Annotated in this window: 24 protein-coding genes; 15 read left to right on the top strand and 9 right to left on the bottom strand. The window is 71.6% G+C overall.

Annotated features, from left to right (window positions below):
• Positions 1-33 precede the first annotated feature (33 nt).
• Entirely contained in the window at positions 34-789 is a 756-nt protein-coding gene (locus ABZZ74_RS10230; protein WP_356763091.1) for an SIS domain-containing protein, read from the bottom strand.
• 226 nt (positions 790-1015) lie between these two features.
• Here ABZZ74_RS10230 and ABZZ74_RS10225 point away from each other — a divergent pair, with 226 nt between their 5' ends.
• The gene (locus tag ABZZ74_RS10225; RefSeq protein WP_054216870.1) at positions 1016-1708 is read left to right on the top strand and encodes a metal-dependent transcriptional regulator; all 693 of its coding nucleotides are present in this window, start codon (positions 1016-1018) and stop codon (positions 1706-1708) included.
• 534 nt (positions 1709-2242) lie between these two features.
• Positions 2243-3193, top strand: a complete 951-nt coding sequence (locus ABZZ74_RS10220; RefSeq protein WP_356763089.1) for an alpha/beta hydrolase — start codon at positions 2243-2245, stop codon at positions 3191-3193.
• A 22-nt stretch (positions 3194-3215) separates the two neighbouring features.
• Here ABZZ74_RS10220 and ABZZ74_RS10215 read toward each other — a convergent pair whose 3' ends face one another.
• Genes ABZZ74_RS10215 through ABZZ74_RS10205 form a run of 3 tightly spaced genes read right to left on the bottom strand, consistent with a single transcriptional unit; the run spans position 3216 to position 6261 of the window.
• A complete protein-coding gene (locus ABZZ74_RS10215; RefSeq protein WP_356763087.1) occupies positions 3216-4808 on the bottom strand; it encodes a transporter in 1593 nt (530 codons plus the stop codon).
• Positions 4805-5578, bottom strand: a complete 774-nt coding sequence (locus tag ABZZ74_RS10210; RefSeq protein ID WP_356763085.1) for an ABC transporter ATP-binding protein — start codon at positions 5576-5578, stop codon at positions 4805-4807. The genes ABZZ74_RS10215 and ABZZ74_RS10210 overlap by 4 nt, the downstream gene beginning before the upstream one ends.
• Before the next feature lie 20 nt (positions 5579-5598).
• A complete protein-coding gene (locus tag ABZZ74_RS10205) occupies positions 5599-6261 on the bottom strand; it encodes a bifunctional DNA primase/polymerase (protein WP_356763083.1) in 663 nt (220 codons plus the stop codon).
• 309 nt (positions 6262-6570) lie between these two features.
• On the opposite strand from ABZZ74_RS10205, the gene ABZZ74_RS10200 reads away from it, so the two are divergent.
• On the top strand, positions 6571-7956 hold the full coding sequence (locus ABZZ74_RS10200; protein ID WP_356763081.1) for a transcriptional regulator: 1386 nt from the start codon (positions 6571-6573) through the stop codon (positions 7954-7956).
• Between the two features lie 221 nt (positions 7957-8177).
• Positions 8178-10025, top strand: coding sequence for a hypothetical protein (locus tag ABZZ74_RS10195; RefSeq protein ID WP_356763079.1), 1848 nt, complete (start codon positions 8178-8180; stop codon positions 10023-10025).
• A gap of 16 nt (positions 10026-10041) precedes the next feature.
• On the opposite strand, the gene ABZZ74_RS10190 is transcribed toward ABZZ74_RS10195, so the two are convergent.
• Positions 10042-11349, bottom strand: a complete 1308-nt coding sequence (locus ABZZ74_RS10190; RefSeq protein ID WP_356763077.1) for an ABC transporter substrate-binding protein — start codon at positions 11347-11349, stop codon at positions 10042-10044.
• 117 nt (positions 11350-11466) lie between these two features.
• On the opposite strand from ABZZ74_RS10190, the gene ABZZ74_RS10185 reads away from it, so the two are divergent.
• Together ABZZ74_RS10185 and purU are read left to right on the top strand one after the other, a co-directional pair.
• Positions 11467-11967 (top strand): hypothetical protein, encoded by a 501-nt coding sequence (locus tag ABZZ74_RS10185; RefSeq protein ID WP_356763075.1) that lies wholly within the window; start codon positions 11467-11469, stop codon positions 11965-11967.
• A gap of 46 nt (positions 11968-12013) precedes the next feature.
• On the top strand, positions 12014-12898 hold the full coding sequence (gene purU / locus ABZZ74_RS10180) for a formyltetrahydrofolate deformylase (protein WP_356763073.1): 885 nt from the start codon (positions 12014-12016) through the stop codon (positions 12896-12898).
• Positions 12899-13090: 192 nt separating this feature from the next.
• Here the strand turns inward: purU and ABZZ74_RS10175 are convergent, their stop codons facing one another.
• Together ABZZ74_RS10175 and ABZZ74_RS10170 are read right to left on the bottom strand one after the other, a co-directional pair.
• Complete coding sequence (locus ABZZ74_RS10175) at positions 13091-14356, bottom strand: zf-HC2 domain-containing protein (RefSeq protein WP_356763299.1); 1266 nt, start codon at positions 14354-14356, stop codon at positions 13091-13093.
• A 194-nt stretch (positions 14357-14550) separates the two neighbouring features.
• Positions 14551-15123: a sigma-70 family RNA polymerase sigma factor gene (locus ABZZ74_RS10170; RefSeq protein ID WP_356763071.1), complete on the bottom strand. Its 573-nt coding sequence runs from the start codon at positions 15121-15123 to the stop codon at positions 14551-14553.
• 309 nt (positions 15124-15432) lie between these two features.
• On the opposite strand from ABZZ74_RS10170, the gene ABZZ74_RS10165 reads away from it, so the two are divergent.
• A complete protein-coding gene (locus ABZZ74_RS10165) occupies positions 15433-15813 on the top strand; it encodes an STAS domain-containing protein (protein WP_208782330.1) in 381 nt (126 codons plus the stop codon).
• 186 nt (positions 15814-15999) lie between these two features.
• Positions 16000-16512, top strand: coding sequence for an EF-hand domain-containing protein (locus ABZZ74_RS10160; protein ID WP_356763069.1), 513 nt, complete (start codon positions 16000-16002; stop codon positions 16510-16512).
• Here the strand turns inward: ABZZ74_RS10160 and ABZZ74_RS10155 are convergent.
• Positions 16496-18028: an AMP-binding protein gene (locus ABZZ74_RS10155; RefSeq protein WP_356763067.1), complete on the bottom strand. Its 1533-nt coding sequence runs from the start codon at positions 18026-18028 to the stop codon at positions 16496-16498. The genes ABZZ74_RS10160 and ABZZ74_RS10155 overlap by 17 nt on opposite strands.
• A gap of 87 nt (positions 18029-18115) precedes the next feature.
• On the opposite strand from ABZZ74_RS10155, the gene ABZZ74_RS10150 reads away from it, so the two are divergent.
• From ABZZ74_RS10150 to ABZZ74_RS10135, 4 genes are all read left to right on the top strand, one after another.
• On the top strand, positions 18116-19309 hold the full coding sequence (locus tag ABZZ74_RS10150; protein ID WP_356763065.1) for an amidohydrolase family protein: 1194 nt from the start codon (positions 18116-18118) through the stop codon (positions 19307-19309).
• Positions 19309-20442 (top strand): acyl-CoA dehydrogenase family protein, encoded by a 1134-nt coding sequence (locus tag ABZZ74_RS10145; protein ID WP_356763063.1) that lies wholly within the window; start codon positions 19309-19311, stop codon positions 20440-20442. Before ABZZ74_RS10150 ends, ABZZ74_RS10145 begins: the two co-directional genes overlap by 1 nt.
• An 8-nt stretch (positions 20443-20450) precedes the next feature.
• Complete coding sequence (locus ABZZ74_RS10140; RefSeq protein WP_356763061.1) at positions 20451-21380, top strand: acyl-CoA dehydrogenase family protein; 930 nt, start codon at positions 20451-20453, stop codon at positions 21378-21380.
• A 497-nt stretch (positions 21381-21877) separates the two neighbouring features.
• A complete protein-coding gene (locus tag ABZZ74_RS10135; RefSeq protein ID WP_356763297.1) occupies positions 21878-22339 on the top strand; it encodes an ATP-binding protein in 462 nt (153 codons plus the stop codon).
• Positions 22340-22692: 353 nt separating this feature from the next.
• Here ABZZ74_RS10135 and ABZZ74_RS10130 read toward each other — a convergent pair whose 3' ends face one another.
• Positions 22693-23619, bottom strand: a complete 927-nt coding sequence (locus ABZZ74_RS10130) for a cyclase family protein (protein WP_356763059.1) — start codon at positions 23617-23619, stop codon at positions 22693-22695.
• Between the two features lie 84 nt (positions 23620-23703).
• On the opposite strand from ABZZ74_RS10130, the gene ABZZ74_RS10125 reads away from it, so the two are divergent.
• The 3 genes from ABZZ74_RS10125 to ABZZ74_RS10115 all read left to right on the top strand — a co-directional run bounded on the left by ABZZ74_RS10125 (position 23704) and on the right by ABZZ74_RS10115 (position 26922).
• Positions 23704-24615, top strand: a complete 912-nt coding sequence (locus tag ABZZ74_RS10125; protein WP_356763057.1) for an SDR family NAD(P)-dependent oxidoreductase — start codon at positions 23704-23706, stop codon at positions 24613-24615.
• 109 nt (positions 24616-24724) lie between these two features.
• On the top strand, positions 24725-25873 hold the full coding sequence (locus tag ABZZ74_RS10120) for an acyl-CoA dehydrogenase family protein (RefSeq protein ID WP_356763055.1): 1149 nt from the start codon (positions 24725-24727) through the stop codon (positions 25871-25873).
• Positions 25873-26922, top strand: coding sequence for a Zn-dependent alcohol dehydrogenase (locus tag ABZZ74_RS10115; RefSeq protein WP_356763053.1), 1050 nt, complete (start codon positions 25873-25875; stop codon positions 26920-26922). Before ABZZ74_RS10120 ends, ABZZ74_RS10115 begins: the two co-directional genes overlap by 1 nt.
• Positions 26923-26928: the final 6 nt, after the last annotated feature.

The raw sequence follows: 26928 nt of genomic DNA, 5'->3' as shown, positions 1-26928 counted from the left end.
GCGGGCCAGGTGGATCCAAACGGCCGGCCGGCTCTACCGCCGGTAGAAGATGCGGTCCGCGTACTCGGTCATCACCCTGCCGTTCCAGTCGTGGCCGCCGTCCACGTTGCCCGACCTCAGCAGCGGGGGCTCGATGCCCCGCTCGGCCAGAGACCCCGCTGCCGTCGCCATCACGGCCTGCATGATCGCGCTGGTGACGACCGTGGAGGCGGGGGCGAAGGGGGCCGGGACGGTGTCCAGGGTGAGGGTCGCGTCCCCGATGGCGATCTTGGAGTCCAGGACGATGTCGCAGTGGTCCTTGAGGTAGGTGCCCGAAGCGTGGCGGGAGCGCGTCTCCGTCGTGTACGCCACGGACGTGAGGCCGATGACCTTCACGCCGAGGGCGCGGGCGTTCATGGCCATCTCCACGGGGAGAGCGTTGCGGCCGGAGAGGGAGATGATGACCAGCGCGTCGCCCGCGCGGAGCGGGGAGGTGTCCAGGACGGCGCTCGCGAGTCCGTCCACGCGCTCCAGGGCGGAGCCGAGCGTGGCCGGCATGACGTCGACGCCGACGACGCCGGGCACGGCGAGCAGGTTCATCAGGGCGAGCCCGCCGGCGCGGTAGACGACGTCCTGGGCGGGCAGTGAGGAGTGGCCGGCGCCGAAGGCGAAGAGGCGGCCCCCGTCGGCGACGGTGTCGGCGAGCAGCGTGCCCGCCGCCGTGACGGCCTCCGCCTCCTCGTCCCGGACCCGTCGCAGGAGCTCGATCGCGGCGTCGAAGAACTGGTCGGCCAGTGTGGCGTCGCTCATGCGGGTCCCTTTCGGGGCGGGTGGGGGCGGCTGTGTCGCGGATCACCGTGCGGTCTGGACCACTGCCGTGTCAATACGGTGGCGCAGGACCCTTGGTCGAGGGCGCGGGCCCGCGTTTCCGCGGCGCGGCACGGTTGTCAGTGGTATGCGTCAGAATTGAGTCCAGGGCCAGCGCACACGCCGGGAAGCCGCTCGTGCTTCCGGCAGATCTCATCGAGGGGCACGTATGTCCGGACTGATCGACACCACGGAGATGTATCTCCGCACCATCCTCGAGCTGGAGGAGGAGGGTGTGGTCCCCATGCGTGCCCGGATCGCCGAGCGGCTCGATCAGAGCGGGCCGACCGTGAGCCAGACGGTGGCGCGGATGGAGCGGGACGGACTGGTCGCCGTGGCAGCCGACCGGCATCTGGAGCTGACGGACGAGGGCCGTCGCCTTGCCACGCGCGTGATGCGCAAGCACCGGCTCGCGGAGTGTCTGCTGGTCGATGTGATCGGCCTGGAGTGGGAGCAGGTGCATGCGGAGGCGTGCCGCTGGGAGCACGTGATGAGCGAGGCCGTCGAGCGGCGCGTGCTGGAGCTGCTGCGGCACCCGACGGAGTCGCCGTACGGGAACCCGATCCCGGGCCTGGAGGAGCTGGGCGAGAAGGACGGCGCGGACCCGTTCCTGGACGAGGGCATGGTGTCGCTGGCGGACCTGGATCCGGGGTCGGACGGGAAGACGGTCGTGGTGCGCCGTATCGGCGAGCCGATCCAGACGGACGCGCAGCTGATGTACACGCTGCGGCGCGCGGGTGTGCAGCCCGGCTCGGTGGTCAGCGTGACGGAGTCGGCGGGCGGTGTGCTGGTGGGTAGCGGCGGGGAGGCCGCCGAGCTGGAGGCGGACGTCGCCTCCCATGTCTTCGTCGCCAAGCGCTGACGGCGGCCTCCGGCCGCTGACGACTTCCGGTTCCGGTGTGACGGAAGGGGTGTCGTGCCGGTCCGCGCGGGGTGAGGTCACGGCCCGGAATCTGTGCGCCGAAATCGGAGCGCTCGGCCGGATCGCGTGCCAGGCTGTCGCGTGAGGCATATGACCGAGGGGGGAAGAGGGATGTGCCGCGGACGTGTGGATGGCCCCGGCGCCTTGTGGCGCCGGGGCCTGTCCTCCCCTGTGCTGACCCGGAGCCCCGAGCTCTCAGGGTCATTCCCCTCGGACCGTTTTCCCCGAGCGGTCCGCCTCCCGCTGAAGATCTCCCCGCGGCGGCGGCGATCATTCCTTGAGTGTGGTCACTCGAACGAGGGGTGTTGTCCGGCGGGACGGCATTTTCGAATACGCATTCGATAGTCTGCGGGTGACGGGGGACGCGGAATCTGCGCTTCAGGAGTGAGTGCACGGCAACGGCAGGACACGGTTCACAGGACCGGCCGGCTCGAGCGGGAGCGGTCCGAGCGGAGCTAGGGGGGTGCCAGGACCATGGCGCGACGCATCGACGTGACCGGGGCGGGCGGCGTACGTCTCGCGGCATGGGAGTTCGGGGACCCGCCCAAGACGGACCCGGCCCAGACGGACCTGCCCAGGACCGACCCGCCGGGCCTCGTACCCGGACAGCCGGGATCGCCGGACCGGGCGGCGCCGCACGCCGACCAGGAGCGCGCGCCCGGGGTGCTGTTACTGCACGGCCTGATGGGCCGTGCCTCGCACTGGGCGTCCACCGCCCGCTGGCTCTCCGAGCGGCATCGGGCCGTCGCGCTCGACCAGCGGGGACACGGCCAGAGCGACAAGCCCCCACAGGCCGCGTTCACCCGTGAGGCATATGTCGAGGACGCGGAAGCCGCCCTCGAACAGCTCGGCCTCGCCCCTGCCGTCCTCATCGGCCACGCCATGGGCGCGCTGACCGCCTGGCAGCTCGCCGCGAAGCGTCCCGAGCTGGTACGGGGCCTGGTCATCTGCGACATGCGGGCCTCCGCCCTCGGCGCCGCCTCGCAGCGGGAATGGGCGGACTGGTTCCGGGCGTGGCCCGTCCCCTTCGCCACGCTGGCGGACGTACGCAAGTGGTTCGGTGAGGACGATCCCTGGGTGGAGCGGCCGAATCCGGCGCGCGGGGAGTTCTACGCCGAGGTGATGCACGAGTCCGCCGACGGCTGGCGGCCGGTCTTCGAACCCGAGCAGATGCTGAAGTCCCGGGAGACGTGGGTGTACGACGCGCACTGGGACGAGCTCACCCAGGTGCGCTGCCCGGCGCTGGTGGTGCGGGGGCTCGACGGGGAGCTGGGGCGGGCGGAGGCGCAGGAGATGGTGCGGGTGCTGCCCCGCGGGGAGTACGCGGAGGTCGCCGACGCCGGCCACCTGGTCCACTACGACCAGCCGGAGGCCTGGCGGGCCGCGATCGAGCCGTTCCTGGACTCCGTGCTCACCACGCCCTGATCCGCTCAGCAGCGCCCGACCCTCACCCCTTGCTCACCGCCGTCAGGATCTCCGGGAGCCGGGCCGCCGTGCGCGGTGCCGCCAGACGCAGGCCCGCCCAGGTGATCGTCGCCCCGTAGGCCGCGCCCAGGGGCAGCAGGACCCAGCTCCAGCTGTCGCCGCCCTCCACCACGTTGACCCAGATCGTCACGGCGATGACCGGGGAGGACAGCAGGGCCGCCGAGACCATGCCGCCGAAGATGGAGATCCAGGCGAGGCCGGTCTGGCCGGGGGCGACGTTCTTGTAGCCCTCCTGCGGGATGGAGTACGGGAAGCGGGCCGAGGTCCACGCGCCGGTGGCCAGCATCGCCCCGAGCAGGGCGAAGGACAGACCGAGCACCTCCGGCAGGCGCGGCCAGTCGTCGAGCATCGCGGTGGTGAGGACCGTGACCAGCGTGGCGTACGGCAGGGTGATCACCAGCAGCGCCAGCGCCCGCCCGCGCAGCTCGACGTAGGCGTCGTGCGCGGTGGAGATCGTGGTCGCCACCATCCAGAACGCGGACGTGTCCTGCCCGAACTGGTTGTACATCTGGATGCCGAGCATCCCGGCGGCGAAGCACGCGAAGTAGACGGAGCCGGTGCCCTGCAGGGCGTTGAACACCGGCACGATGAGGCCGATGGCGAGCGACGTCACCCAGGCGGCCTTGGTCTTGGGGTCCCGCCAGACGTACCGCAGGCTGCGCTCCATGACCGTCCCGGTCCGCCCGGCGGGCAGCAGCCGCGGCGGCCCCCCGGGCGTCCGCTCCCGCCGGCCGGGCTCGGTGTCGGCCTGCAGGGTGGAGCCGTCCGGCGAGGTCATCAGCCGGGTCAGATGCCCCGCCCACACGGCGATCAGCGCCACCAACGCCCCGATGGTGAGCGCGAGCTGAGCGGCGGCGATGCCGTACGACCGCTCGCTCACCGAGTGCACCGCACCGAGCGCCGACGCGGGCGGCAGCCACCGCACCACGTCCCCGACCGGCGCGAGCTGCGCCAGCCCGCTCGAACCCAGGCGCTGGGCACCGAAGTTGACCACCTGCACCCCGATCGCGATGACCAGCCCGCTGAGCACCGCGAGGTCGCGGCCCCTACGGCTGGTCAGCAGGCGGATGTTGGCGGCGGCGACGGCCCGCGCGAGGGCCACGCACACCAGCAGCGCGAGGACGACGGCGACGACCCCGACGGCGTAGGCCGCGCCTCCGTGCGCGACCGCGACCGTCGAACCGATCAGCAGGAGCAGCGTGAACAGTGGTCCGATGCCGACCAGCGAGGCCGCGAGCAGCGCCCGCACCAGCGGCCGGGGCCGCAGCGGCAGCATCACCAGCCGGGTGGGGTCGAGCGTCTCGTCGCCGCCGGGGAAGAACAGCGGCATCACCGCCCAGCCCAGCGCCAGCACGGCCGTCAGCAGCACGACCACGGCGTCGATGTGCGCGTGCCCGCGCAGCGCGATCAGCCCGAGCAGCTGCAGCGCCCCGAACAGCAGCACGACGACGGCGGACGCGACGTAGGCGGCCCGCCGCCCCCCGGACTGCCTGAGCCCGTTCTTGAGCAGCGACAGCTTCAGCCGTACGACGGTCCCGGTGATGTCGCCCGTCATCGCGCGCCGCCGCCCAGCCAGTCCAGATCGGTACCGGCGTCGCGGCCGCCCGCACCGACGAGCTGGAGGAACGCCTGCTGCAACGAGGGGGCGTCGCCGCGGACCTCGGCGAGGATGCCGTGGGCGCGGATACGGCCGGCGGCCATCACGGCGACCCAGTCGCACAGGGACTCGACGAGTTCCATGACGTGGGAGGAGAAGACGACGGTGGCGCCGGAGGCCGTGTAGCGCTCCAGTACGCCCCGGATGATCTGCGCGGACACCGGGTCGACACCCTCGAACGGCTCGTCGAGGAAGAGCACTTCGGGATTGTGCAGCAGTGCGGCGGCGAGCCCGATCTTCTTGCGCATACCGGTCGAGTAGTCGACGACGAGCTTGTGCTGGGCACCGGCCAGGTCGAGCACGTCGAGCAGCTGTGTGGCCCGCTTGTCGACCTCGGCGCCGGGCAGTCCGCGCAACCGGCCGGAGTAGGCGAGCAGTTCCCTGCCGGACAGCCGCTCGAAGAGCCGCAAGCCCTCCGGCAGCACCCCGATCCGCGCCTTGACGGCCACCGGATCGCGCCACACGTCATGCCCGACGACCTCGACGGTCCCCTGATCGGGCCTGAGCAGCCCGGTCACCATCGAGAGGGTGGTCGTCTTGCCGGCCCCGTTGGGTCCCACCAGTCCGATGAACTTCCCCGCGGGCAGCTCAAGATCGATCCCGGCAACGGCAACCTGCTGCCCGAACCGTTTCCAGAGACCCTGTACGCGTACGGCGGCTGACGTCATGCATGAACCCTACGGTCAGTTCACTTGTCCCGACCGCACGCATAGGCAAGCGGGGAGATCAGCTCCTCCGCGTCCGGCAGCCACCGGTTGGCGGGGGTGGGCCGGCACGCCCACTGCACGGCCCCCCGGGACCCGTATCGGGTGGGGGGTGCGGCCACGTACGCCCCCTCGCCCAGTGCGGCCAGATCGAGGGACGAGGGGGACCAGCCGAGCTTGCGTACCAGGTCGGGAACCTTCGCCGACGCACCCGGCAGCACGAAGAAGTGCATCCGGCGGTCCGGCGTCAACGTCACGGGACCCAGCGTCAACTCCATGCGCTCCATGCGGGCCAGCGCCAGGAACCCGGCCGTCTCCGGGACGGAGATCGCGTCGAACGTCCGCCCCGTCGGCAGCAGGATCGACGCCGTCGGCTGCCTCTGCCACATCCGGCGGGCGACGGTCGCGCTGCCCGTCGCCTGCGTCGCCCAGTCCTCCCGTGCGGGATGCGCCCCCGGCGCATCGCACCCGGCCTCACCGCAGGAGCAGTGCTGCACCCCGTCGACGGCTTCCAGCCAGGTGCCGGGAAAGACGTCCCAGTGACGCTCCTCGGCGTAGCGAACGGCGGTCTCCAGCAGCGATTCTCCGCGCTGCTTCGGGATTCGGGCTGTTTCGGGCCCCGCGATGGTCTCGTCCACGATGAACACAACTCTAGTGATCACCGGGGGTTACGCACGCCACATGCGCGGGGGAGGGGCAACGATTCCGCATCGGGGCGCATGGGTGCACGCGTGGGGGCGCAGAGGAGGAACTCCGGTGTGAGCTGGGTAGCCAGTAGCGGGGTCGGCATCAGCTTTTACCCCGGCAATCCTCGCATGCCTCGCATTTTCGGTATGTCCGCGGGGCATTGATCTTCACGGCCGGATCTTTTCGCCCCCCACGGCGAGGGATCCGGTAGGGAAGGACACGCCAACTCGGTGCGTGGGCAGGCACCGCAGCCACAGGGGGTAGTGCCAATGGCCGCAAGGCCTCTCGTCGCGCGGCAGCCGAACGAACGGCTGCAGGCGCTCATCCAGGAGGCGGGGTGCTCGAACGCCGGGCTCGCCCGCCGGGTCAACATGTGCGGCGCCGAGCACGGCCTCGACCTGCGCTACGACAAGACGTCCGTGGCCCGTTGGCTGCGCGGACAGCAGCCGCGGGGCCGGGCGCCCGCGATCATCGCGGAGGCGCTGGGCCGCAAACTCGGCCGTACGGTCACGATCGACGAGATCGGCATGGCCAACGGCAAGAACCTCGCCTCGGGCGTCGGGCTCCAGTTCTCGCCGACGGTACTGGGAGCCATCGAGCAGGTCTGCGAGCTGTGGCGCAGTGACGTCGGGCGGCGGGACTTCCTGTCCGGCTCCTCCGTCGCCGCGTCCGCGCTGGTGGAGCCGAGCCGGGACTGGCTGATCTCCTCACCGGACGCGCAGGTGGCGCGCTCGGCGGGCCCGCGCGTCGGACAGTCCGACGTGGCGGCCGTGCGGGCGATGACCCAGGCCCTCGTCGACCTGGACCACCAGTACGGCAGCGGGCATGTGCGCCCGGTCGTCGTGCACTACCTCAACAGCGTCGTCTCAGGCCTGCTGGCGGGGTCGTACCGGGAGGCGGTGGGCCGTGACCTGTTCGCCGCGGTCGCCCGACTCACCGAGCTCGCCGGGTACATGGCCGTCGACACCGGCCAACCGGGCCTGGCCCAGCGGTACTACATCCAGGCGCTGCGGCTCGCGCAGGCGGCGGGCGACCGGGGGTACGGCGGCTATGTGCTGGCCGCCTCCATGAGCCATCTCGCCGCGCAGCTCGGAAACCCGCGGGAGATCGCTCAGTTGGCGCGAGCGGCGCAGGAGGGGGCGCGGGGGCGCGTGTCCCCGCGCGCGGAGTCGATGTTCTACGCGGCGGAGGCACGCGGGCACGCCCTGATGGGCGACGCGCGGGCGGCCCAGCTGGCGTCCGGGCGGGCGGTGAGCGCGCTGGAGGCGGCCGACGCCGACTCCGGGGACGACCCGGCGTGGATCACGCACTTCGACGAGGCGTATCTAGCCGACGAGTTGGCGCACTGCCACCGCGACCTCGGACAGGCCGAGGCGGCCGCGCGGTGCGCGGAGCAGTCGCTGGCCGGGCTGCCGGAGACGAAGGCACGCAGGCGGGCCATCGGATACGTGCTGCTGGCCACCGCGCAGGTGCAGCAGCGCGAGATCGAGCAGGCCTGCAACACCGGCCTCAAAGCGGTCGAGTTGCTGGAGACCCTCCGCTCCAACCGGGGCGCCGAGTACCTGGAGGACTTCCAGCAGCGGCTCGAGCCGTACCGGGAGGAACCGGTGGTGCGGGAGTTCGGGGCGCGGATGGAGTTGCAGGCGGCGGCGTGAGGGCGGGTGACCGGCCGGTTCCGGATGCGTGAAGCTGCGGGAAACGGCCGGTTGCCGTGCGGGTTCGCGCGCGCGGTGGACATAAGGAGCGTGCTGTAGAGCGATTCTGTTACGGCTGTCACAGGTAAGGAGGTTGAGGCCTGAGCTGCGTGGCACCCGGCTCGGGGGACCCGGTAGCGTGAGCCGACGATTCACAAGGTCCCCCATGTGTAGGAGTCCCGGTGACGCAGAGTGGACAGGGCGAGAAGCCCTCGCCGCGCGAAGCGCGCGAAGGCATCGTGCTGCCCTCCGACGGCGGCGAACCTTTGCTCCCGGGCATGCTGAACGCCCAGCCCGCGGCACCGGGCGGTCACACCGCCTCCTACGGCGGCTCCTCCGCCCAGCAGCAGGCCGGCCCGCAGACCCCGGCCGCGGCCCCGCCCGGCGGCCAGTCCTGGGGCACGCCCTGGGGCCCCGACCAGCACCAGAGCCCGGCGCCGCCCCAGGCCCAGTCCTGGCCGAGCCCGCCGGACCAGTCCTGGGCGGCCCCCGACCAGTGGACCACCTCCACGTCCGCCTCCACCTCCGCCTCCCAGCCCCTGCCGCCTGCCAACGACGGCTACGGCACCCCCACCGGCTCCGGCGGCTTCAGCGCCCCCCTGCCCCCCGCGGCCGACGAAGGGGCGACCCAGTACATACCGCCGGTCACCGGTTCCGGCATGCCCGCCGGTGCGCCCGTGCCCGGCAGCGAAGGCGCCACCCAGTTCCTGCCGCCCGTCCCCGCGAACGGTGACGAGGCCGCGACCCAGTACATCCCGCCGGTCGGCCCGGGCGCGCTGCCGCCCGAGGTCAGTGGGCCGACGGGGGCCGGGACGACCGGGTTCCCGGGGCACGCCCAGCAGACGGGAGCCGGAGCGGCCGGGTTCGCGGGGCACGGCACGCAGGCGCACGACCCGCAGGCAGGGACGGGCGCGGCGGGGTTCGCGGGCCGCGCCCCGCAGACGCACGCCCCGCAAGGCGCGGCCGGCGCCACCGGATTCCCGGGAACCCCTCAGGCGCACGACCCGCACGCGGGTGCCGGGCCCGTGCCGGTCGGCGGCCCGGACGCGCAGGCCACGCAGTATCTGCCGCCCGCGGGGGCCGGGCCGATGCCCGCCGCCGGTCCGGACGCGCAGCCCACGCAGTATCTGCCGCCCGTGACCGATCAGGCCCCCTACGGTGCCCAGCCCGGCGCGGACCGGCAGCCGCCCGCCGAGTTCGACAACCTGTTCCGCAGCGGGCCGGGCGGTGACGGCCCCGCCGGGGCCACGCAGCAGCTGCCCCGCTACGAGCAGCCCCCCGCCGCCCAGCCGCCCTACGGGCAGCAGTCGGCGCCCTCGTACGGCCGGCAGGCGCCCCAGCCGTCGTACGGCCAGCAGCCCCCCGCCTCCTACCCGCCGCCGCAGGAGACGCGCGGGGGCCGTGGCCGGTCGAAGGTGCCGCTCATCGCGGCCGTCGGCATCGGCATCGTGGTGATCGGGGTCGGGGCCGGCGCGATGCTCGGCGGAGGTGGCGGCGGCAAGGACAAGAACCAGACCGTCTCCGCCACCGCGCCCGCGTCCGGCGGATCCTCCTCGGCGTCCGCCGCGGACCCCGCGAAGCAGCAGGCCGTCGCCCTGGACAAGCTGCTGTCCGACAGCGGCAACAGCCGGGCCTCGGTGATCGCCGCTGTGGCGAACGTGAAGGCCTGCCGGAACCTGGACGGAGCGGCCTCGGACCTGCGTGACGCCGCCAAGCAGCGCACCCAGCTGGTCACCAGCCTCTCCGGCCTGTCCGTGGACAAGCTGCCGAACCACGCGGCCCTGACCACCGCCCTCAACCGGGCCTGGCAGGCCTCCGCGGCGGCCGACAACCACTACGCGGCCTGGGCCGACCAGGTCGGCGGCAACAAGAAGGGCTGCAAGAAGGGCCAGGCCCGCACCACGGGCCAGACCGCGGCCGGCAACCGCGCGAGCGGCACCGCCAGCCAGCAGAAGGCTGAGGCGGCCGACCTGTGGAACGCGATCGCGAAGACCTACGGCCTGACCCAGCGCCGGCCGACCCAGCTGTGAGTGAGCGGCGCGCGGGTCAGTCGACCTGCGCGTCCTGCAGCGCCCTCGTCATGTCCACGAAGCCCTTGCGCGCCGCCACGAGCTGACCCTGCCTGACCACCTGAAGGGTGACGTCGGCGTTGACGACGCGGGAGAAACCGATGCTCGCCAGGGGACCCTGGGTGCCCCACCGCAGGGTCGGCGTGAGACCGCCGGTGGAGACCTTCAGACCGTCGTCCAGGGCCCGGCGGATCGCGTCGGAGGTCACGTCGCCGCCACCGAGCGACTGGACGACCTTGGTGAGCACGGTGTAGGCGATCCACGTCGTCTGCACCCCGGCGTCCGCGGCGTCGATCCGGTTGTCCCCGAAGGCCTGCGTGCTGATCACCTTCTTCATCCCGTCCCAGCGCGGGTCGCCGGCCGGCGGGTACCAGCCGGTGATGTACGCCCCCTCGTACGGGCCCCGCTGCGCGCCGGACTCGTTGATGGCCGTCTGGTCGACGCTGTCCAGGGTGGCCGCGGTGCGCACCGCGGGACGGCCCTGGCGGGCGCGCTGGAAGGAGTCCATGAAGGTGCTGGTGCCGTCCCCGAGCGAGGGGATGACGCACCCCTTCTTCGTGGGGTCGCCGGTCGTGGCGTCCAGCGCGTCGGCCGCCGGCTGCGTGTACTCGGTGGTGTCCTCCGCCGCCCGCTGGTCGATGGCCGGCTTGTGCCCGCCCGCGCCGAGCCCCGCGTCGAGCATGGGCGGCAGCTCGTCGCCCGCGATGGTGTCGGCGCGTACCAGCGCCACGGGGCCGCAGCTCGCGGCGAGTTCCTTGCCGAGGCCGGCCAGCAGCGTGGGCTGGCCGCCGTTGACCGGGTAGGACAGCGGACTGGTGAACTCTGCGGTGGTGACGCCGTATCCGCCTATGTAGGGGATGCCCGCGCCCTCCAGGTCGGGCAGGTAGGAGTCGCCGAACTGGCTGTAGGAACCGACGACGGCGACGACCCCGGCCTTCACGGCGTCGCGTGCGCACTTGGCGGCGGCCACGCTGTCGTTGTGGTCGTTGCAGGTCAGGACCTTCAGCTTGCGGCCGTTGATACCGCCCTTGGCGTTGATCCAGCGGGCGTAGGCCTGCGCGAAGGCGGGCATGCCGGGCTTGTTGGTGGCGCTGGTGTCCTGCGGGGCCCAGGTCATGACGGTGATCGAGTCGTCCCCGCCGCCCCCCGTGGCACCGGGGATGACACCGCATCCTGCGGCGAGGGACGCGCACGCGGCCAGGGCCCCCGCCATGCGGACGGTTGCTCTGACGGGCCGGTTGAGTGTGGGGAGGAAGGTGCTGCGGGTGCGTCGCCTGCCGGTCATGGGCACACACGCTTCCGCCACATCCGTAACCCGGGGGTGACCCTCGGTTATCGATCGGTGACACCAAGGTGAATTGCAGGGGTCAGAGAGGGGCCCGATGGGAAGAACGTACGATCAGTGACCGTGCAAGGTACGGAGAACCCTTCCCGACGCGGGCGTCGCTCATCCACCATGGGCGGCATGCCACTGAACGACATGCCGTGGTGGCGCTGGCGCAGCAATGTGCGCTCCGCGCTGCACATGCTCTCCGACCCGGTGTTCCAGCAGAACGTCTGGCTGGCCGGGGTCGACGGGTACGGGGACGTCACCGACGCCGTGTACCGCCTGGTCGAGGACACCTGGCTGGACAACTGGTCCGCCGAGAAGTACGTCGGCACGATCTTCCGCGACTCGCAGGAGGCGGCCCTCGTCGACACCGCGGTGCTGCGGGTGCTGCGGATCATGCACCAGGTCGGCCCGGACGCCCCGGTCTCCGTGTACATGGAGAACGCCGGGTGGCCGGACGCGGTGCGGGCGGCGCGGGACGCGCACGTGCGGTTGGCGGTGGCCGACGGCGAGGACCCGGACGCGCCGCCGCGCACCCTGGAGCTGCTGCGGATCATGACGCGGTCCGCGTGACGGACGCGGGTCCGCCCGGCGGCCTGCTCGTGGGACCATGGCGGGCATGAACGAGCAGTCCACCCGAACCGAGGCGCCCCCCGCCGATCAGTACGTCCTCACGCTCTTCTGCCCTGACAAGAAGGGCATCGTGCACGCCGTGTCGAGCTATCTCTTCATGACCGGCTGCAACATCGAGGACAGCCAGCAGTTCGGCGACCACGACACGGGTCTGTTCTTCATGCGCGTCCACTTCTCGGCGGACGCCCCGGTCACGGTGGACAAGCTGCGGGCGAGCTTCGCGGCGATCGGGGACTCCTTCCACATGGACTGGCAGATCAACGAGGCCGACGAGAAGATGCGGATCGTGCTCCTGGTCAGCAAGTTCGGGCACTGCCTGAACGACCTGCTGTTCCGGGCGCGGATCGGGGCGCTGCCGGTGGAGATCGCGGCGGTGGTGTCCAACCACACGGACTTCGCGGAGCTGGTGGGGTCGTACGACATTCCCTTCCACCACATTCCGGTGACGAGGGAGACGAAGGCCGACGCGGAGGCGCGGCTGCTGGAGCTCGTCCGCGAGAACGACGTGGAGCTGGTGGTTCTGGCCCGCTACATGCAGGTGCTGTCGGACGACCTGTGCAAGCAGCTCAGCGGGCGGATCATCAACATCCATCACTCCTTCCTGCCGAGCTTCAAGGGTGCGAAGCCGTACCACCAGGCTCATGCGCGGGGTGTGAAGCTGATCGGGGCGACGGCGCACTATGTGACCGCCGACCTGGATGAGGGGCCGATCATCGAGCAGGAGGTCGAGCGGGTGGGTCACGACGTCACGCCGGACCAGCTGGTGGCGATCGGGCGGGACGTGGAGTGCCAGGCGCTGGCGCGGGCCGTGAAGTGGCATGCGGAGCGGCGGATTCTGCTCAATGGACGACGGACGGTTGTGTTCGCCTAGTGGCTCGGGGGGTTCTGGGTTCGTCGGCGGCTGCGGGTGAGCGGGGGCCGTTCGCGCAGTTCCCCGCGCCCCTGAAAAAGCTCAGCTGAACGTGCCTTCAGGGGCGCGGGGATGTATCGATTCGCGGCTCCGCCGCGTGGGCGCGAACGGCCCCCACTCACCCGCAGTCGCCGACGAACCCGCAACCAGTCCCTACATCCGGCTCATCGCCGCCGCCGCGAACAGAACATCCCGGATGGCCTGACGGTCACCGACCTGACCCGCCGCCGCCTCCGCCGGAGGCACGTGGCCCGCGGCCAACCGGCAGAACTCCACCCCGTCCAGGGCCACATGCGCGACCTCGAACTCCTCCGAGCCCACCGCCGCCGGGGAGTCCAGGGGGATCAGCCACTCGCCGCCGCCCGAACCCTCGATCTCCAGACGCAGGCTGCGGCCGGGTGACCCGGCGACCCCGAGGTGGCGGCCCTCCGCGGCCGCGGCCAGCCCCGACCGCCGGCGTTCCGCCAGCACCGCGGGCAGCATGCGGGCCGCCAGGTCGATCATGCGGTGCAGATGACGCGGGGACGGCGGCTCGTACGGGTAGTCGACCGCCTCGGCGATGTCCTCCGCGTGCACCCAGCACTCGAACGCGCGGTCCAGCATCGCGTCGTGCAGCGGCAGTTCGAAGTCGCCGTACGAGACGGCCAGCCGGGCGGAGCCCGAGCCGCCGGTGAAGGAGACGGTGCGGACGAGGTCGTGGGTCTGCTCGCGCCACGGCGCCCTGATGCCCCGGGTCGGCGGGAAGTGCGAGGTGCGCCAGTACGCCTCGGTGCGCGCCGCCGGGGTAGGGACCTCGGCGACGATCTCGCCGAGGGGGTCCTCCAGGCCGAGCGCGACCGCGACGAGCCCGTCGACGGAGAGGAGGTGGGCGATGACCCCGGCGACCGTCGTACGGCGGCTCTCCGCCCCGTCGCGCTCGAACCACCGCAGCCGTACGGGGGCGTGCCACTCGGCGTCGCCTATGTCCTGCAGCAGGGCGTCGAGCCGGGCCGTCTCCGCGTCGTACGGCGCCGCCCACTCGGGCACCGGGATGCGCGGAGGGCGCCGGCCGAGGCAGCCCGCCAGGACGCGGGTGCGCAGCGCGGGGTCCAGGTCGAGGCTCTCCGGCGGGTGCAGCAGGCCCACGGCCTCACGCAGCCGCCGCGCCTCGTCCGCGCAGGTGCCGCAGCCGCCCAGGTGGTCCTCGACGGCCGCCGTCTCCTCCGCCGAGCACGCGGCCAGCGCCCAGGCGCCGAGCAGCGACTTCAACACCTGATGCTCCAGCGCGACCGGCACCGCGACGGACGCGGGCAACGGCAGCTCCCCGTCCTCGACGGAGGCACGAGGCATGGGTATCCGCGGCGACCGCCACGCACCACCACCCGTCCCGCCTGCGGCGGCGCCTTCCGCGGCTCCACCGCCGCCCGGCCCGCCCTTCACGCCGGCGCCAGGCCCGCCTCCGGTGGCGCCCTCCCCGGCTTTTCCGGTTCCCGGTCGGTCCGTCGCGGCAGGTCCGCTCGCGGCGCCCGGATTCTTGGCGCCGAAATCTCCGTCGCCCGGCTGCTGCTGCCGCTCCTCCTCCTTGGCCTCCCCGCCCTCGAAGTCGCCGTTCTCGTCGAACGTTTCGAAGTCGCTCACACCGCACCCCCGGGTTCGGGCGGGGTGCCGGTGTCGTGGGCTGTGGACAGGAGTTGGAGGCCCAGGCGGAGGCGGCGGCGGGCCTCGTCCTCGGTGACGCCGAGGTCGGCGGCGGTCTGGCGGTAGTCGCGGCGCTGGAAGTAGGCGAGGTCCAGCGCGGCGCGCAGCGGAGCGGGCATGGAGGTGACGATGTAGTCGGCACGGGCGGCGACCGAGGCACGCCGGACCCTGCGTTCCAGTTCCTCGGGCGAGCCGCCGGTGCCCTGGGCCAGCGCGGCGGTCTCCGTGGCGCGCAGCCGTTGCACGGCGAGGCTGTGGGTCAGCGTGGCGACCCAGGTGCGCAGCGGCCCCTCCTTGGGGTCGTAGCGCTCGGGGTGCTCCCAGACATGGACGAAGACGTCACGCGTGATGCCGTCGGCGGCGCTCTCGTCACCGAGGACGCGATGGGCGAGGCCGTGCACGAGCGAGGCGAACCGGTCGTAGAGCTCGCCGAGCGCGGCCGCCTCACCGCGTGCCAGTCGCTGCTGCATCTTGCGGTCCCAGCGGGGCGGTGCGTCCTTCTTCGCCATGCGGCCCCCCTCACCCGTGTTCTCGCCTGTGCTCAGCGTGCGCTCACCGTCTTCTCGAATGTAGTCGGCACCCATGTCGGCGCACGCCCCTTTGTCGCAATGCGCGCCCCCGAGAGAGCCGCAGGTGATAGTGGGCGTTCGCCTACCCGGTGCAGAACTGATCGAACAGGATCGAAGGCGACTAAAACAAGCCTCTTTCGATCGCTTTCCGTTTCCGTCGCGGAGTTTGCGGGCAAGGCCGCTGGGCAGCCGCGCTGCAAGGAAGCGTAGGAACGGCTTCCGTTTGCGGGGGGCCGGCGAGCGAAGGGCATGGTGGTGACTTTTCATGTGACCGGCGACGAGCAGGGCGACTGGGCCGTGCTGCGTGTGTCGGGCGAGCTGGACCTGGTGTCGTCCCCGGTGCTGCGGCAGCGGGTGCACGACGCGGTGGCCGAGGGCCGCCACAGTCTCGTCCTGGACCTCTCCGAGGTGTTCTTCTGCGACTCCAGCGGCGTCGGCGTACTGATCGCCGCCCGCCGGCTCTTCCGCTCCTGCCACGGCAACCTGCGCCTCATCCTCCCGGCGCAGGGCGCGGTCGACGGCTCCCACGTCAACCGGGTCCTGGGCGCCCTCGGGGTGCGCCGTCTGTTCGACGTGTACGCCGGTCTGGACGAGGCCGTCACCGAAGAGGCCGGCCCGCTCTCGGCGTAGGCGCCACCGGATTTCACGGTATGCCGCGGTATGTCAAGGGATGTCACCAGGTCATTGCCACACGGTTGTCCCGGAATTCACCCGGTCCTGGCACAAGTGCCGCTCCACCGCGCCCCGGCAGGCCCGCTCGTCGTACGCTCCGTCCAGATATATGCACCCGACGCGAGTAAGGCGGCCTGAGAAGACATGGTCAGCAGCGAGTACGAGCGCAGGATCGCCGCCCGGTTCGCCACCTTCGACCAGGACGGCAACGGCTACATCGACCGCGAGGACTTCGGCACGGCGGCCAAGGCGCTGCTCGCCGAGTTCGCCGTCGCGGCCCGCTCCGACAAGGGGCAGGCGCTGTACGCCGGTGCGGAGGCGTTGTGGCAGGGCATGGCCGGGATAGCGGACCGGGACGGCGACCAGCGCATCACGCGCGAGGAGTTCGTCACCGGCGCGGTCAAGCGGCTGCGGGACAACCCCGAGCGGTTCGCCGAGATCGCCCGCCCCTTCCTGCACGCGGCGATCGCCGTGGCCGACACGGACGGCGACGGAGCGGCCACGGTCGCCGACACCGCGCGGGTGCTGCGGGTGCTCGGGGTCGACCAGGCCGTCGCCGAGGCGGCCGCCGCGGGCCTCGACGGCGACAGCGACGGCAGGGTGGGAGAGGCCGAGATCGTCCCGGCGTTCGCCCGCTACTTCACGGTGCCCGAGTAGCGCTCCCGGCCGCCGCGGTCCCCGAGTAGCGCTCGCGCAGCTTGTACTTGAGCACCTTCCGCAGCGTCTCGTTGCGTGGGAGGGCGTCCACCACCTCGAGCTGCTCCGGCAGCTTGTGCACGGACAGCCCTTCCGCGCGCAGGTACGACGTCATGGCGGCCAGGGTCAACTCCTCGGCCCCGGGCGCCTGTTCCACGACCGCGCAGACCCGCTCGCCGCGCTCGGCGTCCGGCAGCCCGATCACGGCGACGTCCCCGACCGCCGGATGCGCGGCCAGCAGATCCTCGATCTCCTTCACGGAGATGTTCTCGCCCTTGCGGATGATCACGTCCTTCAGCCGCCCGGTGAGCACCAGATGCCCGCTGTCCTTCACGAACCCCAGGTCCCCGGTGCGCAGGAACCCCTCTTCGTCGAAGGCCTCCGCCGTCTGCGCGGGGTCCAGATAGCCCTGGCATACCGCCTCCCCGCGCAGCCGCACCTCCCCGTCGACGACCCGTATCTCCATCCCCTCCGGCGGCCGCCCCTCGGTCGTCGCGAGGTTCTCCACGGTGTCGTCCGGCGCCCCCATGGTGATCATCGGCACCTCGGTCATCCCGTACCCGTGGGTGAGCTGCACGCCCATCTCCCGTACGACGGCGTGGTACACCTCCGGCGGCTTGGGCGCCCCGCCGCCCGCGAGCAGCCGCAGCGTGGGTATCACCTTGCGCCCGGGCTGTTTGCGCTGCTCGGCGAGGAACATCGAGTAGAACGCCGTGGATCCGCCCGCCACCGTCACCCCGTGCCGCCGATAGCCCTGCAGCGCGTCCGGCAGCGTGAACTGCTCGAACATCACCGCCGGGAAGCCGTACAGCAGCAGCATCACCGTGTAGTCGGGCCCGGCGATGTGCGCGTACGGGAAGGCCATCGAGCCCACGTCGTCGGCCGACAGGCGCAGGGCGTGGGCCAGGCACGAGCCGCCCGCGATCAGTGAACGGTCCGTGTGCAGCACGCCCTTGGGGTCGGAGGTCGTGCCGGAGGTCCAGTAGATCCAGCGTACGGAGGTGCCCTCGGCGGGCGGCGGAGGCAGGAGGTCCGGGTCGCCGTCCGGCAGGTCGTCGTACGCCTCGAAGACGCCCTTGGCGCCGAGCCGTCGGGCCATCTCCGTGTGGTCGAAGCCGCGCCAGGTGCCCGGCACCGCGAAGAACTCCGCCTTCGACTCCCGTAGCGCGAAGCCGACTTCGCGGTCCCGGTAGAAGGGGATGACCGGCGTCTGCACGGCTCCCAGGCGGGCCAGCGCGAAGGAGAGCAGGGCCGTCTCGATCCGGGTGGGCAGCTGCCAGGCGACCACCGTGCCGGGGCGCACACCCATGTCGTACAGACCGGCCGCCACGCGCTCGGCCCGGGTGCGCAGATCGCCGAAGGTCAGCGTGCGGTCGTCCTGGAGGAGCACGGGACGCTCGGGGGTCAGCCGGGCGCGGCGCTCCACCAGCTCCCACAACGTCCGGGAGGAACTCAGGGTGTGCGGGGTCTCCGTCATGTCTGCCCCCTGGCTTGGCTGACGACTCGTCAGGTGACATGCTATCTGACGGGTCATCAGATACGTACCGTCCGGCGGAGGGGAACCATGACCGAACTGCCCCGCATCATCAGCGTCGACGACCATGTGATCGAGCCCGCGCACCTCTTCGACACGTGGCTGCCGGCCAAGTACCGGGACCGGGGGCCGCAGCCGCTGACCGCGGGGATCGGTGAACTCGCCTACGTGGGCGGCAAGTACCAGATCACGATGGACCCCGAGGGCCCACCGACGGACTGGTGGATCTACGAGGACCTGAAGTTCCCGTACAAGCGCAACATCGCCGCCGTCGGCTTCGACCGCGACGAGATGACCCTGGAGGGCATCACCCGGGAGCAGATGCGGCGGGGCTGCTGGGACCCGAAGGCGCGCCTCGCGGACATGGACCTCAACCACGTCGAGGCCAGCCTCTGCTTCCCGTCCTTCCCGCGCTTCTGCGGGCAGACCTTCGCCGAGGCGCACGACAAGGAGGTCGCGCTGGCCTGTGTACGCGCCTACAACGACTGGATGGTCGAGGAGTGGTGCGGCGACAGCGGCGGCCGGCTCATCCCGCTGTGCCTGATCCCCCTGTGGGACGTCGACCTGGCGGTCGCGGAGATCCGGCGCAACGCCGCGCGCGGGGTGCGCGCGGTGACCTTCTCCGAGATCCCCACCTACCTTGGGCTGCCGTCCATCCACTCCGGCTACTGGGACCCGTTCTTCGCGATCTGCCAGGAGACGGGGACGGTCGTCAACATGCACATCGGCTCGTCCTCGCAGATGCCGGCCGCCTCCCCCGACGCCCCGCCCGCGGTGCAGGCCGCGCTGAGCTTCAACAACGCGATGGCCTCGATGATGGACTACCTCTTCAGCGGGGTCCTGGTGAAGTTCCCGACGCTCAAACTCGCCTACTCAGAAGGGCAGATGGGCTGGATCCCGTACGCCCTGGAACGCGCCGACGACGTGTGGGAGGAACACCGCGCGTGGGGCGGGGTGCGCGACACGATCCCCGAGCCGCCGTCGACGTACTACTACCGGCAGATCTTCTGCTGCTTCTTCCGCGACAAGCACGGGGTCGCCTCACTGGACGCGGTGGGCCGCGACAACGCCACCTTCGAGACCGACTACCCGCACGTCGACTCGACCTTCCCGCACACCAAGGAGGTCGCCCTCGACCATGTCAAGGGTCTCGACGACGAGACGATCCACAAGCTGATGCGGGGCAACGCGATCCGCATGCTGGGCCTGGACCTCGACCGCTGATGGACCTGTCGTACACGCCCGAGGAGGAGGAGTTCCGGGCGCGGCTGCGCGAATGGCTCACGAAGGTGCTGCCCACGCTGCCCGCGAAGCCGTCCCCGGACGACTGGCCCGCACGCCGGGCGTACGACCTCGGCTGGCAACGGATGCTGTACGACGCCGGGTACGCCGACGTCCACTGGGACGCCTCGCCGACGGTCCGGCTCATCTTCCTGGAGGAGACCGAGAGGGCCGGCGCTCCCTACGTCGGCGCGAACTTCGTGGGCCTGCTGCACGCCGGGCCCACCATCGCCGCCGAGGGTACGGACGAGCAGCGGGCGCGGTGGCTGCCGCCGATCCTGCGCGGGGAGGAGGTCTGGTGCCAGGGCTTCAGCGAACCGGACGCCGGCTCCGACCTCGCGTCCCTGCGGACGCGTGCGCGCAGAGACGGCGACGACTACGTGGTGAACGGCTCCAAGATCTGGACGTCCCACGCCGAAGTCGCCGACTGGTGCGAGCTGTTGGTGCGCACGGACGCGGAGGCGCCGAAACACCGGGGCATCAGCTGGCTGGCCATGCCGATGGACGCGCCGGGGGTCACCGTGCGGCCGCTGCGGACCCTCGCCGGGTCCGCGGAGTTCGCCGAGGTGTTCCTCGACGACGTGCGGTTGCCTGTGGCGAACCGGGTGGGGGACGAGAACGACGGGTGGCGGGTCACGATGGTCACGCTGTCCTTCGAGCGCGGCACGGCGTTCGTGGGCGAGGTCGTCGCCTGCCGTCGGGTGCTGGGTGAACTCGCCGACGAGGCCCGGCGCAACGGGCGTTGGGACGACCAGGTGGTGCGGCGGCGGCTGGGGAGGCTGAACGCGGAGTTCCGGGCGCTGTGGCGGCTCACGCAGTGGAACGTCAGCGAGGCGGAGGCCTCCGGCGGGGTGCCGGGGGTGGGGGGTTCGGTGTTCAAGCTGCGGTACTCGCACGCGCGGCAGGAGCTGTACGACGCGGCGGCGGAGGTGCTGGGGGAGGGGGCGCTGGATCTCGATCGGCCCTGGGTGCTGGATCGGTTGTCGTCGTTGTCGTACACGATCGCGGCCGGTACGTCGCAGATTCAGCGGAACATCGTGGCCGAGCGGATATTGGGGCTGCCGAAGGGGAGGTGAGGTGAGCGGTGCGGTTTCAATTGAGCGCGGAGCAAATGGATTTGCGCGGTGCCGTGCGAGGTGTGATCGGTCGTCGGGCGGCGAACGGTTCGTGGGGGCTGGTCGCGCCCCGCGGCGGAGCCGCAAATCGACACAGCCCCGCGCCCCTTGGAAGCGCTCCTGAGCCCGACGTTTCACGGCGCCGTCTTGATCGGGAGTTGTGGCGGGACCTCGGAGACCTCGGGTTCTTTTCGTTGCGGCTGTCCGAAGCCGAGGGGGGTGCCGGACTCGGGCTGCCCGAAGCCGTGTTGGCGTTCGAGGAGGCTGGGCGGGGGCTCGTGCCCGGGCCGTTGGTCGCCACGCACCTTGCCGCCGGGGTCGTGCCCGGTGCGGCTACCGGGGAGACCGTTGTCGCGGCTGTCGACGGGCGGCTGGTGGAGTGGATGGAGGAGGCTGACGTCGTGCGGGCGGGGGCCGAGGGGGCCGTGCCTGTGCGGTCCGTGGATCCGTTGACGCCCTTGCACCGGGTGCCCGCGCCCGGGCGTATCGATCCTGTCGCCGTTCTGCTCACGGCCGCCGAGCAGTTGGGTACCGCCACGCGCGTGTGTGAGCTGGCCGTGCAACACGCCCGGACGCGCGAGCAGTTCGGGCAGCCGATCGGGGCCTTCCAGGCGGTGAAGCATCTGTGCGCGCAGATCCTGGTGCGCGCCGAGATCGCCCGCGCCGCCGTCTACGCGGCCGCCGTCACGGCCGACGCGGCCGACATCGCCGCCGCGCGGCTGCTGGCCGACGAGGCGGCCGTGCACGGCGCCCGGGACTGTCTCCAGGTGCACGGCGGTATGGGCTTCACCTGGGAGAGCGAGGTTCATCTGCATCTGAAGCGGGCCTGGGTGCGGGCGCAGCGTGCGGGTGGCGGTACGGAGAGTGAGGAATTGCTCGCGGCGCAGCTGACGAGCTGACGGTGTGAAAGGCGGCTGGGCTGGGGATCGTCGCCGACACGCGCGCGTGTGTGTCGCGGATCGTGGCATACCGGAATCACGGAGCGTTGATATCGGGTTGTGTCCTATGCGTGACCCGTCACGGCCCGGAGTCGGCTGCGCGCTCCGGTACCTTCTGTGGGATGCGAGTGGTTCCGAGCACGCGCCACGCCGGTGTTGCCCCTGGGGCGAGGCCGGACCAGGCCTGTTCGACTGCTTGTGGTGAGCGTCGCACAGTATGCCGTACGGGTACTCCTTCCCGCTGGAATATGCCCGAAGCGCTTGTTGGGGTGACTGTACGTCAACCATGCTGTCGTGCAAGGGATTCACGTTCCGTGACCCCTGCCTTGGGCTCTGTTCTGGCTGTTGTTCTGGCCATGCAGAAAATGGCTACGATCGTGGCCCTCGTCGCGGTGCGTGCGTGGCGTGAGGTCATGTGTCCGCCGGTTCGGATGGTGTGAGCGGTGCAGGTGCTTCAGGTGCAGTTGGAAGTGAGGCCCGACCCCGCAGAGGTGGGGCGAGCCCGGAAATGGGCGCGTTCGCGTCTCGCCGGGCCCGGTGTCGGGGTCGACGACTCCCTTGCCGAGACGCTGATCCTGCTCGTCTCCGAACTCGTCACCAACGCCGTCGTGCACACCGGCCGGCCCGCCGTGCTGCGGCTGTCCCTGCCCGGCAGCGGGGCCGGTTCGGCCACCGTCCGCCTCGAGGTGGCCGACGCCAGTTCCCGGGCGCCGGTGCCCCGCTGTGTGGACGGCGACGCGACCGGCGGCCGGGGGCTCGCCCTCGTCGACGGGCTCGCGGACCGCTGGGGCTGGAGCCCCGACGGCGCGGGCAAGCGCATCTGGTGCGAGCTGGACCGGTGCGACGGGGCCGCGCGAGCCGCCGTGGCGTACCCCGGGAGCGCGTCGGCCTATGAGGGGCTGGCGTTCGAGGCGGTGTGACCGGACCGGTACGTCCGGTACCTCCGGTGCGTGGGTGCCGGTGCACGGGTGTCGGTGCGCGGGTGCGGCGAACGCCGCCGTACCCCGTACCGCGACGACCGTGCGCCGGGGTGTGCCTCCGTGCGCGGCGCCCGCAAAACGGGACATAAGTGGCAAATCTCCGAACGGGTGTTGACGCCCTGTGGCCGTCTGATCACGCTTGAGGGCATCGATTCGCCGCGAGGGGACGGCGAGGTCCCCGGTGACGGGTGCCCTCGGCGAGTGCGGGTCGTGGATCGGCGTCGGCGGTGCGCGGTGCGGTGCTCGGGGCGGGCAGCGCGCGCCGCCGTCCGGTGCGGGTGCGGGTGTCGGCGCTAGAGAACGGCGACGGGGGCCACCGGGGTTCCGGTCGCGCCGACGAAGGGTTCGGGCATCGCGGACAGCAGGAACGCGTACCGGCCGGTTTCTCCACAGGCTGTGGACAACTCCTCGAGATTCCAGTTCTGGCCCTGCAGCATCCCCATCTCCACCAGGTCGAGCGCGTGTACGGGCAGCCAGAGGTCCTCGATCTCGGGCGGGAAGATCTCGAACGTGAGGGTGTCGTTGGCGACCGCGGCCACATCGCGCGCGTGGAACCACTCCGGTGTACGCACCGACAGCCCCGGCGACGGGTAGCCGTACCCGTCCCGGTCCCCGGCGAGATACACCTGGATCTGCCCGGTCCGTACGAGCACGACGTCCCCGGCGCGCACGCGCGTACCGGCGAGGTCCTCGGCCGCCTCCAGGTCCTCCGGCGTGACGGCGTGCCCGCCCTCCAGCCGGTCCACGCCCCGCGCGCGGGCCACGTCCAGCAGCACCCCGCGCGACACGACGTGCCGCGCTTTGTCGATGCCGGCGAACTCGGCGCCGCCGTGGGCGGTCACGGTGTCGGCGGGGCGGCCGTTGTAGAGCTTCCCCGAGTGCGAGGCATGGGTCAGCGCGTCCCAGTGGGTGCCCGCCTGCAGGCCCATCGTCACGGCGTCGTCGCTGCACGCCACCGTGCCCGGGCCGAACAACTCCTGGTTGATCTGCACCATCGCGTGCAGCGGATTGACCCGGCCCGGGATCATCCCCGACTGCACCCCGTCCTGCTTCAGGGGCAGGGCGAGCGGGACGCGGCGGCCGGTGCGGACGGTCGCGGCGGCCTCGCGGACGACCTCGTCGGTGATCAGGTTGAGGGTGCCGATCTCGTCGTCGGCTCCCCAACGCCCCCAGTTGTTCACGCGCTTGGCGATCTCATGGAACTCGGCGGGCAACGACATCGGCCCTCCCCGGGGCTTGTCTCCAGGTATCTGACGCGCCATAAAATCTAACGGTCCGTCAGAAATCGCGGGAAGGGGCCGGGCGTGGGGAACTTCTTGGCAGGCAAGGTGGTCGCCGTGACCGGTGCCGGGCGGGGCATCGGCCGGGCGGTGGCGCTGGCCGCGGCGGCCGAGGGAGCGCGGGTCGTGGTCAACGACTACGGCGTTTCGGTGGACGGCGCGTCACCGACGAGCGAGGTCGCCGAAGCGGTCGTCAAAGAGATCGAGGCGGCCGGCGGGGAGGCGGTCGCGGTCGCCGACGACGTGTCCACGATGGCCGGCGGCGTGCGGGTCGTGGAGGTGGCGCTGTCGTCGTACGGACGGCTGGACGGGGTGGTCTGCGTCGCCGGGATCCTGCGGGAGCGGATGCTGTTCAACATGTCCGAGGCGGAGTGGGATCCGGTGGTCGCCACGCATCTCAAGGGCACGTTCACTGTTTTTCGCGCCGCGTCCGCCGTCATGCGGAAGCAGCGGGCCGGGACGATGATCGGGTTCACCAGCGGCAATCATCAGGGGTCCGTCTCGCAGGCGAACTACAGCGCGGCGAAGGGCGGGATCATCTCGCTGGTGCGGAGCGCCGCGCTGGGCCTGAACAAGTACGGGGTGACCGCGAACGCGGTGGCTCCTGTCGCTCGTACGCGGATGTCGGCCAATGTGCCGATGGAGCTCTCTGAAATCGGGGAGCCGGAGGATGTGGCCGCGCTGGTCGTGTATCTGCTGTCCGAGCGGGCTCGGGAGGCCGGGGTGACGGGGCAGGTGTACACGGTGGCCGGGCCGAAGATCGCGGTGTGGGCGCAGCCGAGGGAGTTGCGCGCCGCGTATGCCTCCGGCGGTTGGACGCCGGAACGGATTGCGGAGTTCCTGCCGGGGTCGGTGGGGGTGGATCCGATGCCGATGCTTGAGCGGTTGCGGGAGATGGAGAGGGCTGCTCGGGATGGGGCTCGGCCGAACGCCTGAGACCTCGGGGGGTGTTCTGGGCTGGCGGGTGCGGGTTGTTCGTGGCTTGTCGCGCAGTTCCCCGCGCCCCTGGGTGGGCGAAGTCGACCGGTGTTGAGAGGGGACGTCAGTGGAATTTGGATTCTCTGCTGAGGATGACGTGTTCCGCGACGAGGCCCGTGCCTGGCTCGCCACACACACCTCGGACTCGGATGACCGGCGTTCTTGGGAACGCGCCCTGGGCAAAGCCGGATGGATCGGGCTGGGGTGGTCCGAAGGGGGCTATGGGAACCGGACTGCCACCCTCACCCAACAGGTCGTCTGGGCCGAGGAGTATGCGCGGTCCGGGGCGCCTGTGCGGTCCGGGCACATCGGGGAGAAGTTGCTCGCGCCCACCCTCATCGCGCACGGCAGTGACGAGCAGAAGAGCCGCTTCCTCCCCCCGGTCGCCGCAGGGGAGGAGCTGTGGTGTCAGGGGTACAGCGAACCCGGGGCCGGGTCCGATCTGGCCGGGGTGCGGACCTCCGCCGTGCGGGAAGGGGCGGAGTTCCGGATCAGTGGGCAGAAGATCTGGACCTCGCTCGCCCATGAGGCGGACTGGTGTTTCGTGCTCGCCCGGACGGAAGTCGGGTCACGTCGGCATCACGGGCTGAGTTTTCTGCTCGTGCCCATGGATCAGCCGGGGCGGATCGAGGTGCGGCCGATCCGGCAGATGACCGGGACCAGTGACTTCAACGAGGTCTTCTTCGACGGGGCACGCGCGCGGGTGGAGCATCTGGTCGGGGGGGAGGGGCGGGGCTGGCAGGTGGCGATGAGCCTGCTGGGGTTCGAGCGCGGGGTGTCGACCCTGGCCCAACAGATCGGGTTCGCACAGGAGTTGACGGAGGTTGTGCGGGGCGCCCTGCGCAGTGGTGCGGCGGGGGATCCGGTGGTGCGGGAGCGGATCGTGCGGCTGTGGGCCGAGTTGCGGGTCATGCGGTGGAACGCCCTGCGCACGCTGGGGGGTTCCGGTGACGCGGGCGCGCCGAGTGTGGCGAAGCTGCTGTGGGCGAACTGGCATCAGCGGCTGGGGGAGTTGGCGGTGCTGGTGCGGGGGGCCGGGGCGGCCGTGAGTGGTTCGCACTGGTCGGCTTCGGCGTCGTACGAGCTCGACCCGGATCAGCACCTGTTCCTGTTCTCGCGGGCCGACACCATCTACGGCGGCTCGGACCAGGTGCAGCGCAACATCATCGCCGAGCGGGTGCTCGGCCTGCCGAGGGAGCCCAAGGGGGTCGTCTGATGCGCGGTGTGGTGTTCGACGGTAAGCGGGTCGAGGTCGTCGACGACCTGGAGGTGCGGGACCCGGGGCCCGGGGAGGTGCTGGTCGCGATCTCGGCCGCCGGGCTGTGTCACAGCGATCTGTCCGTGGTCGACGGGACCATCCCCTTCCCCGTGCCCGTGGTGCTGGGGCATGAGGGGGCGGGGGTCGTGGAGGCCGTGGGGGCCGGGGTCACGCACGTGGCGCCGGGGGACCATGTGTCGCTGTCCACGCTCGCCAACTGCGGCGCCTGCGCCGAGTGCGACCGGGGGCGGCCCACCATGTGCCGCAAGGCGATCGGGCGGCCGGGGCGGCCCTTCACGCAGGGCGGGCGGGAGGTGTACCAGTTCGCCTCCAACTCGGCCTTCGCGGAGCGGACCGTGGTGAAGGCCGTGCAGGCGGTGCGGATCCCGAAGGACATTCCGCTGCCGTCCGCCGCGCTCATCGGGTGCGGGGTGCTGACCGGGGTCGGGGCCGTGCTCAACCGGGCGCGGGTGGACCGGGGGGACTCGGTGCTCGTCATCGGGACCGGCGGGATCGGGCTGAACGTCATCCAGGGGGCGCGGATCGCGGGGGCGCTCAGGATCGTCGCCGTCGACGCCAATCCGGCGAAGGAGGAGGTGGCCCGGCGGTTCGGGGCCACGGACTTCCTGACCTCCACCGACGGGGTGAAGGAGATCCTGCCGGACGGGGCCGACCACGCCTTCGAGTGCGTCGGGCGCATCGAGCTGATCCGGCAGGCGATCGACCTGCTCGACCGGCACGGGCAGGCGGTGCTGCTGGGGGTGCCGGCAGCCACCGCGGAGGCGTCCTTCCTCGTCTCCGCCATGTACCTCGACAAGTCCATCCTGGGCTGCCGCTACGGCTCCTCGCGTCCGCAGCGCGACATCGCCCTCTACGCCGAGCTGTACCGGGCGGGACGGCTGCTGCTGGACGAGCTGGTGACCGAGACCTACCCCGTCGAGGACTTCGAGAAGGCGAAGGCCGACGCGGAGGCGGGGCGGGTGGCGCGCGGGGTGCTCACGTTCTGACCGCGC

It is taken from the genome of Streptomyces sp. NPDC006476, assembly GCF_040612015.1.
GTDB classification, from domain to species: Bacteria; Actinomycetota; Actinomycetes; order Streptomycetales; family Streptomycetaceae; genus Streptomyces; species Streptomyces griseorubiginosus_B.
The sequence above is the reverse complement of the archived record's forward strand: the minus strand, read 5'-3'. Positions and strand labels throughout refer to the sequence as shown.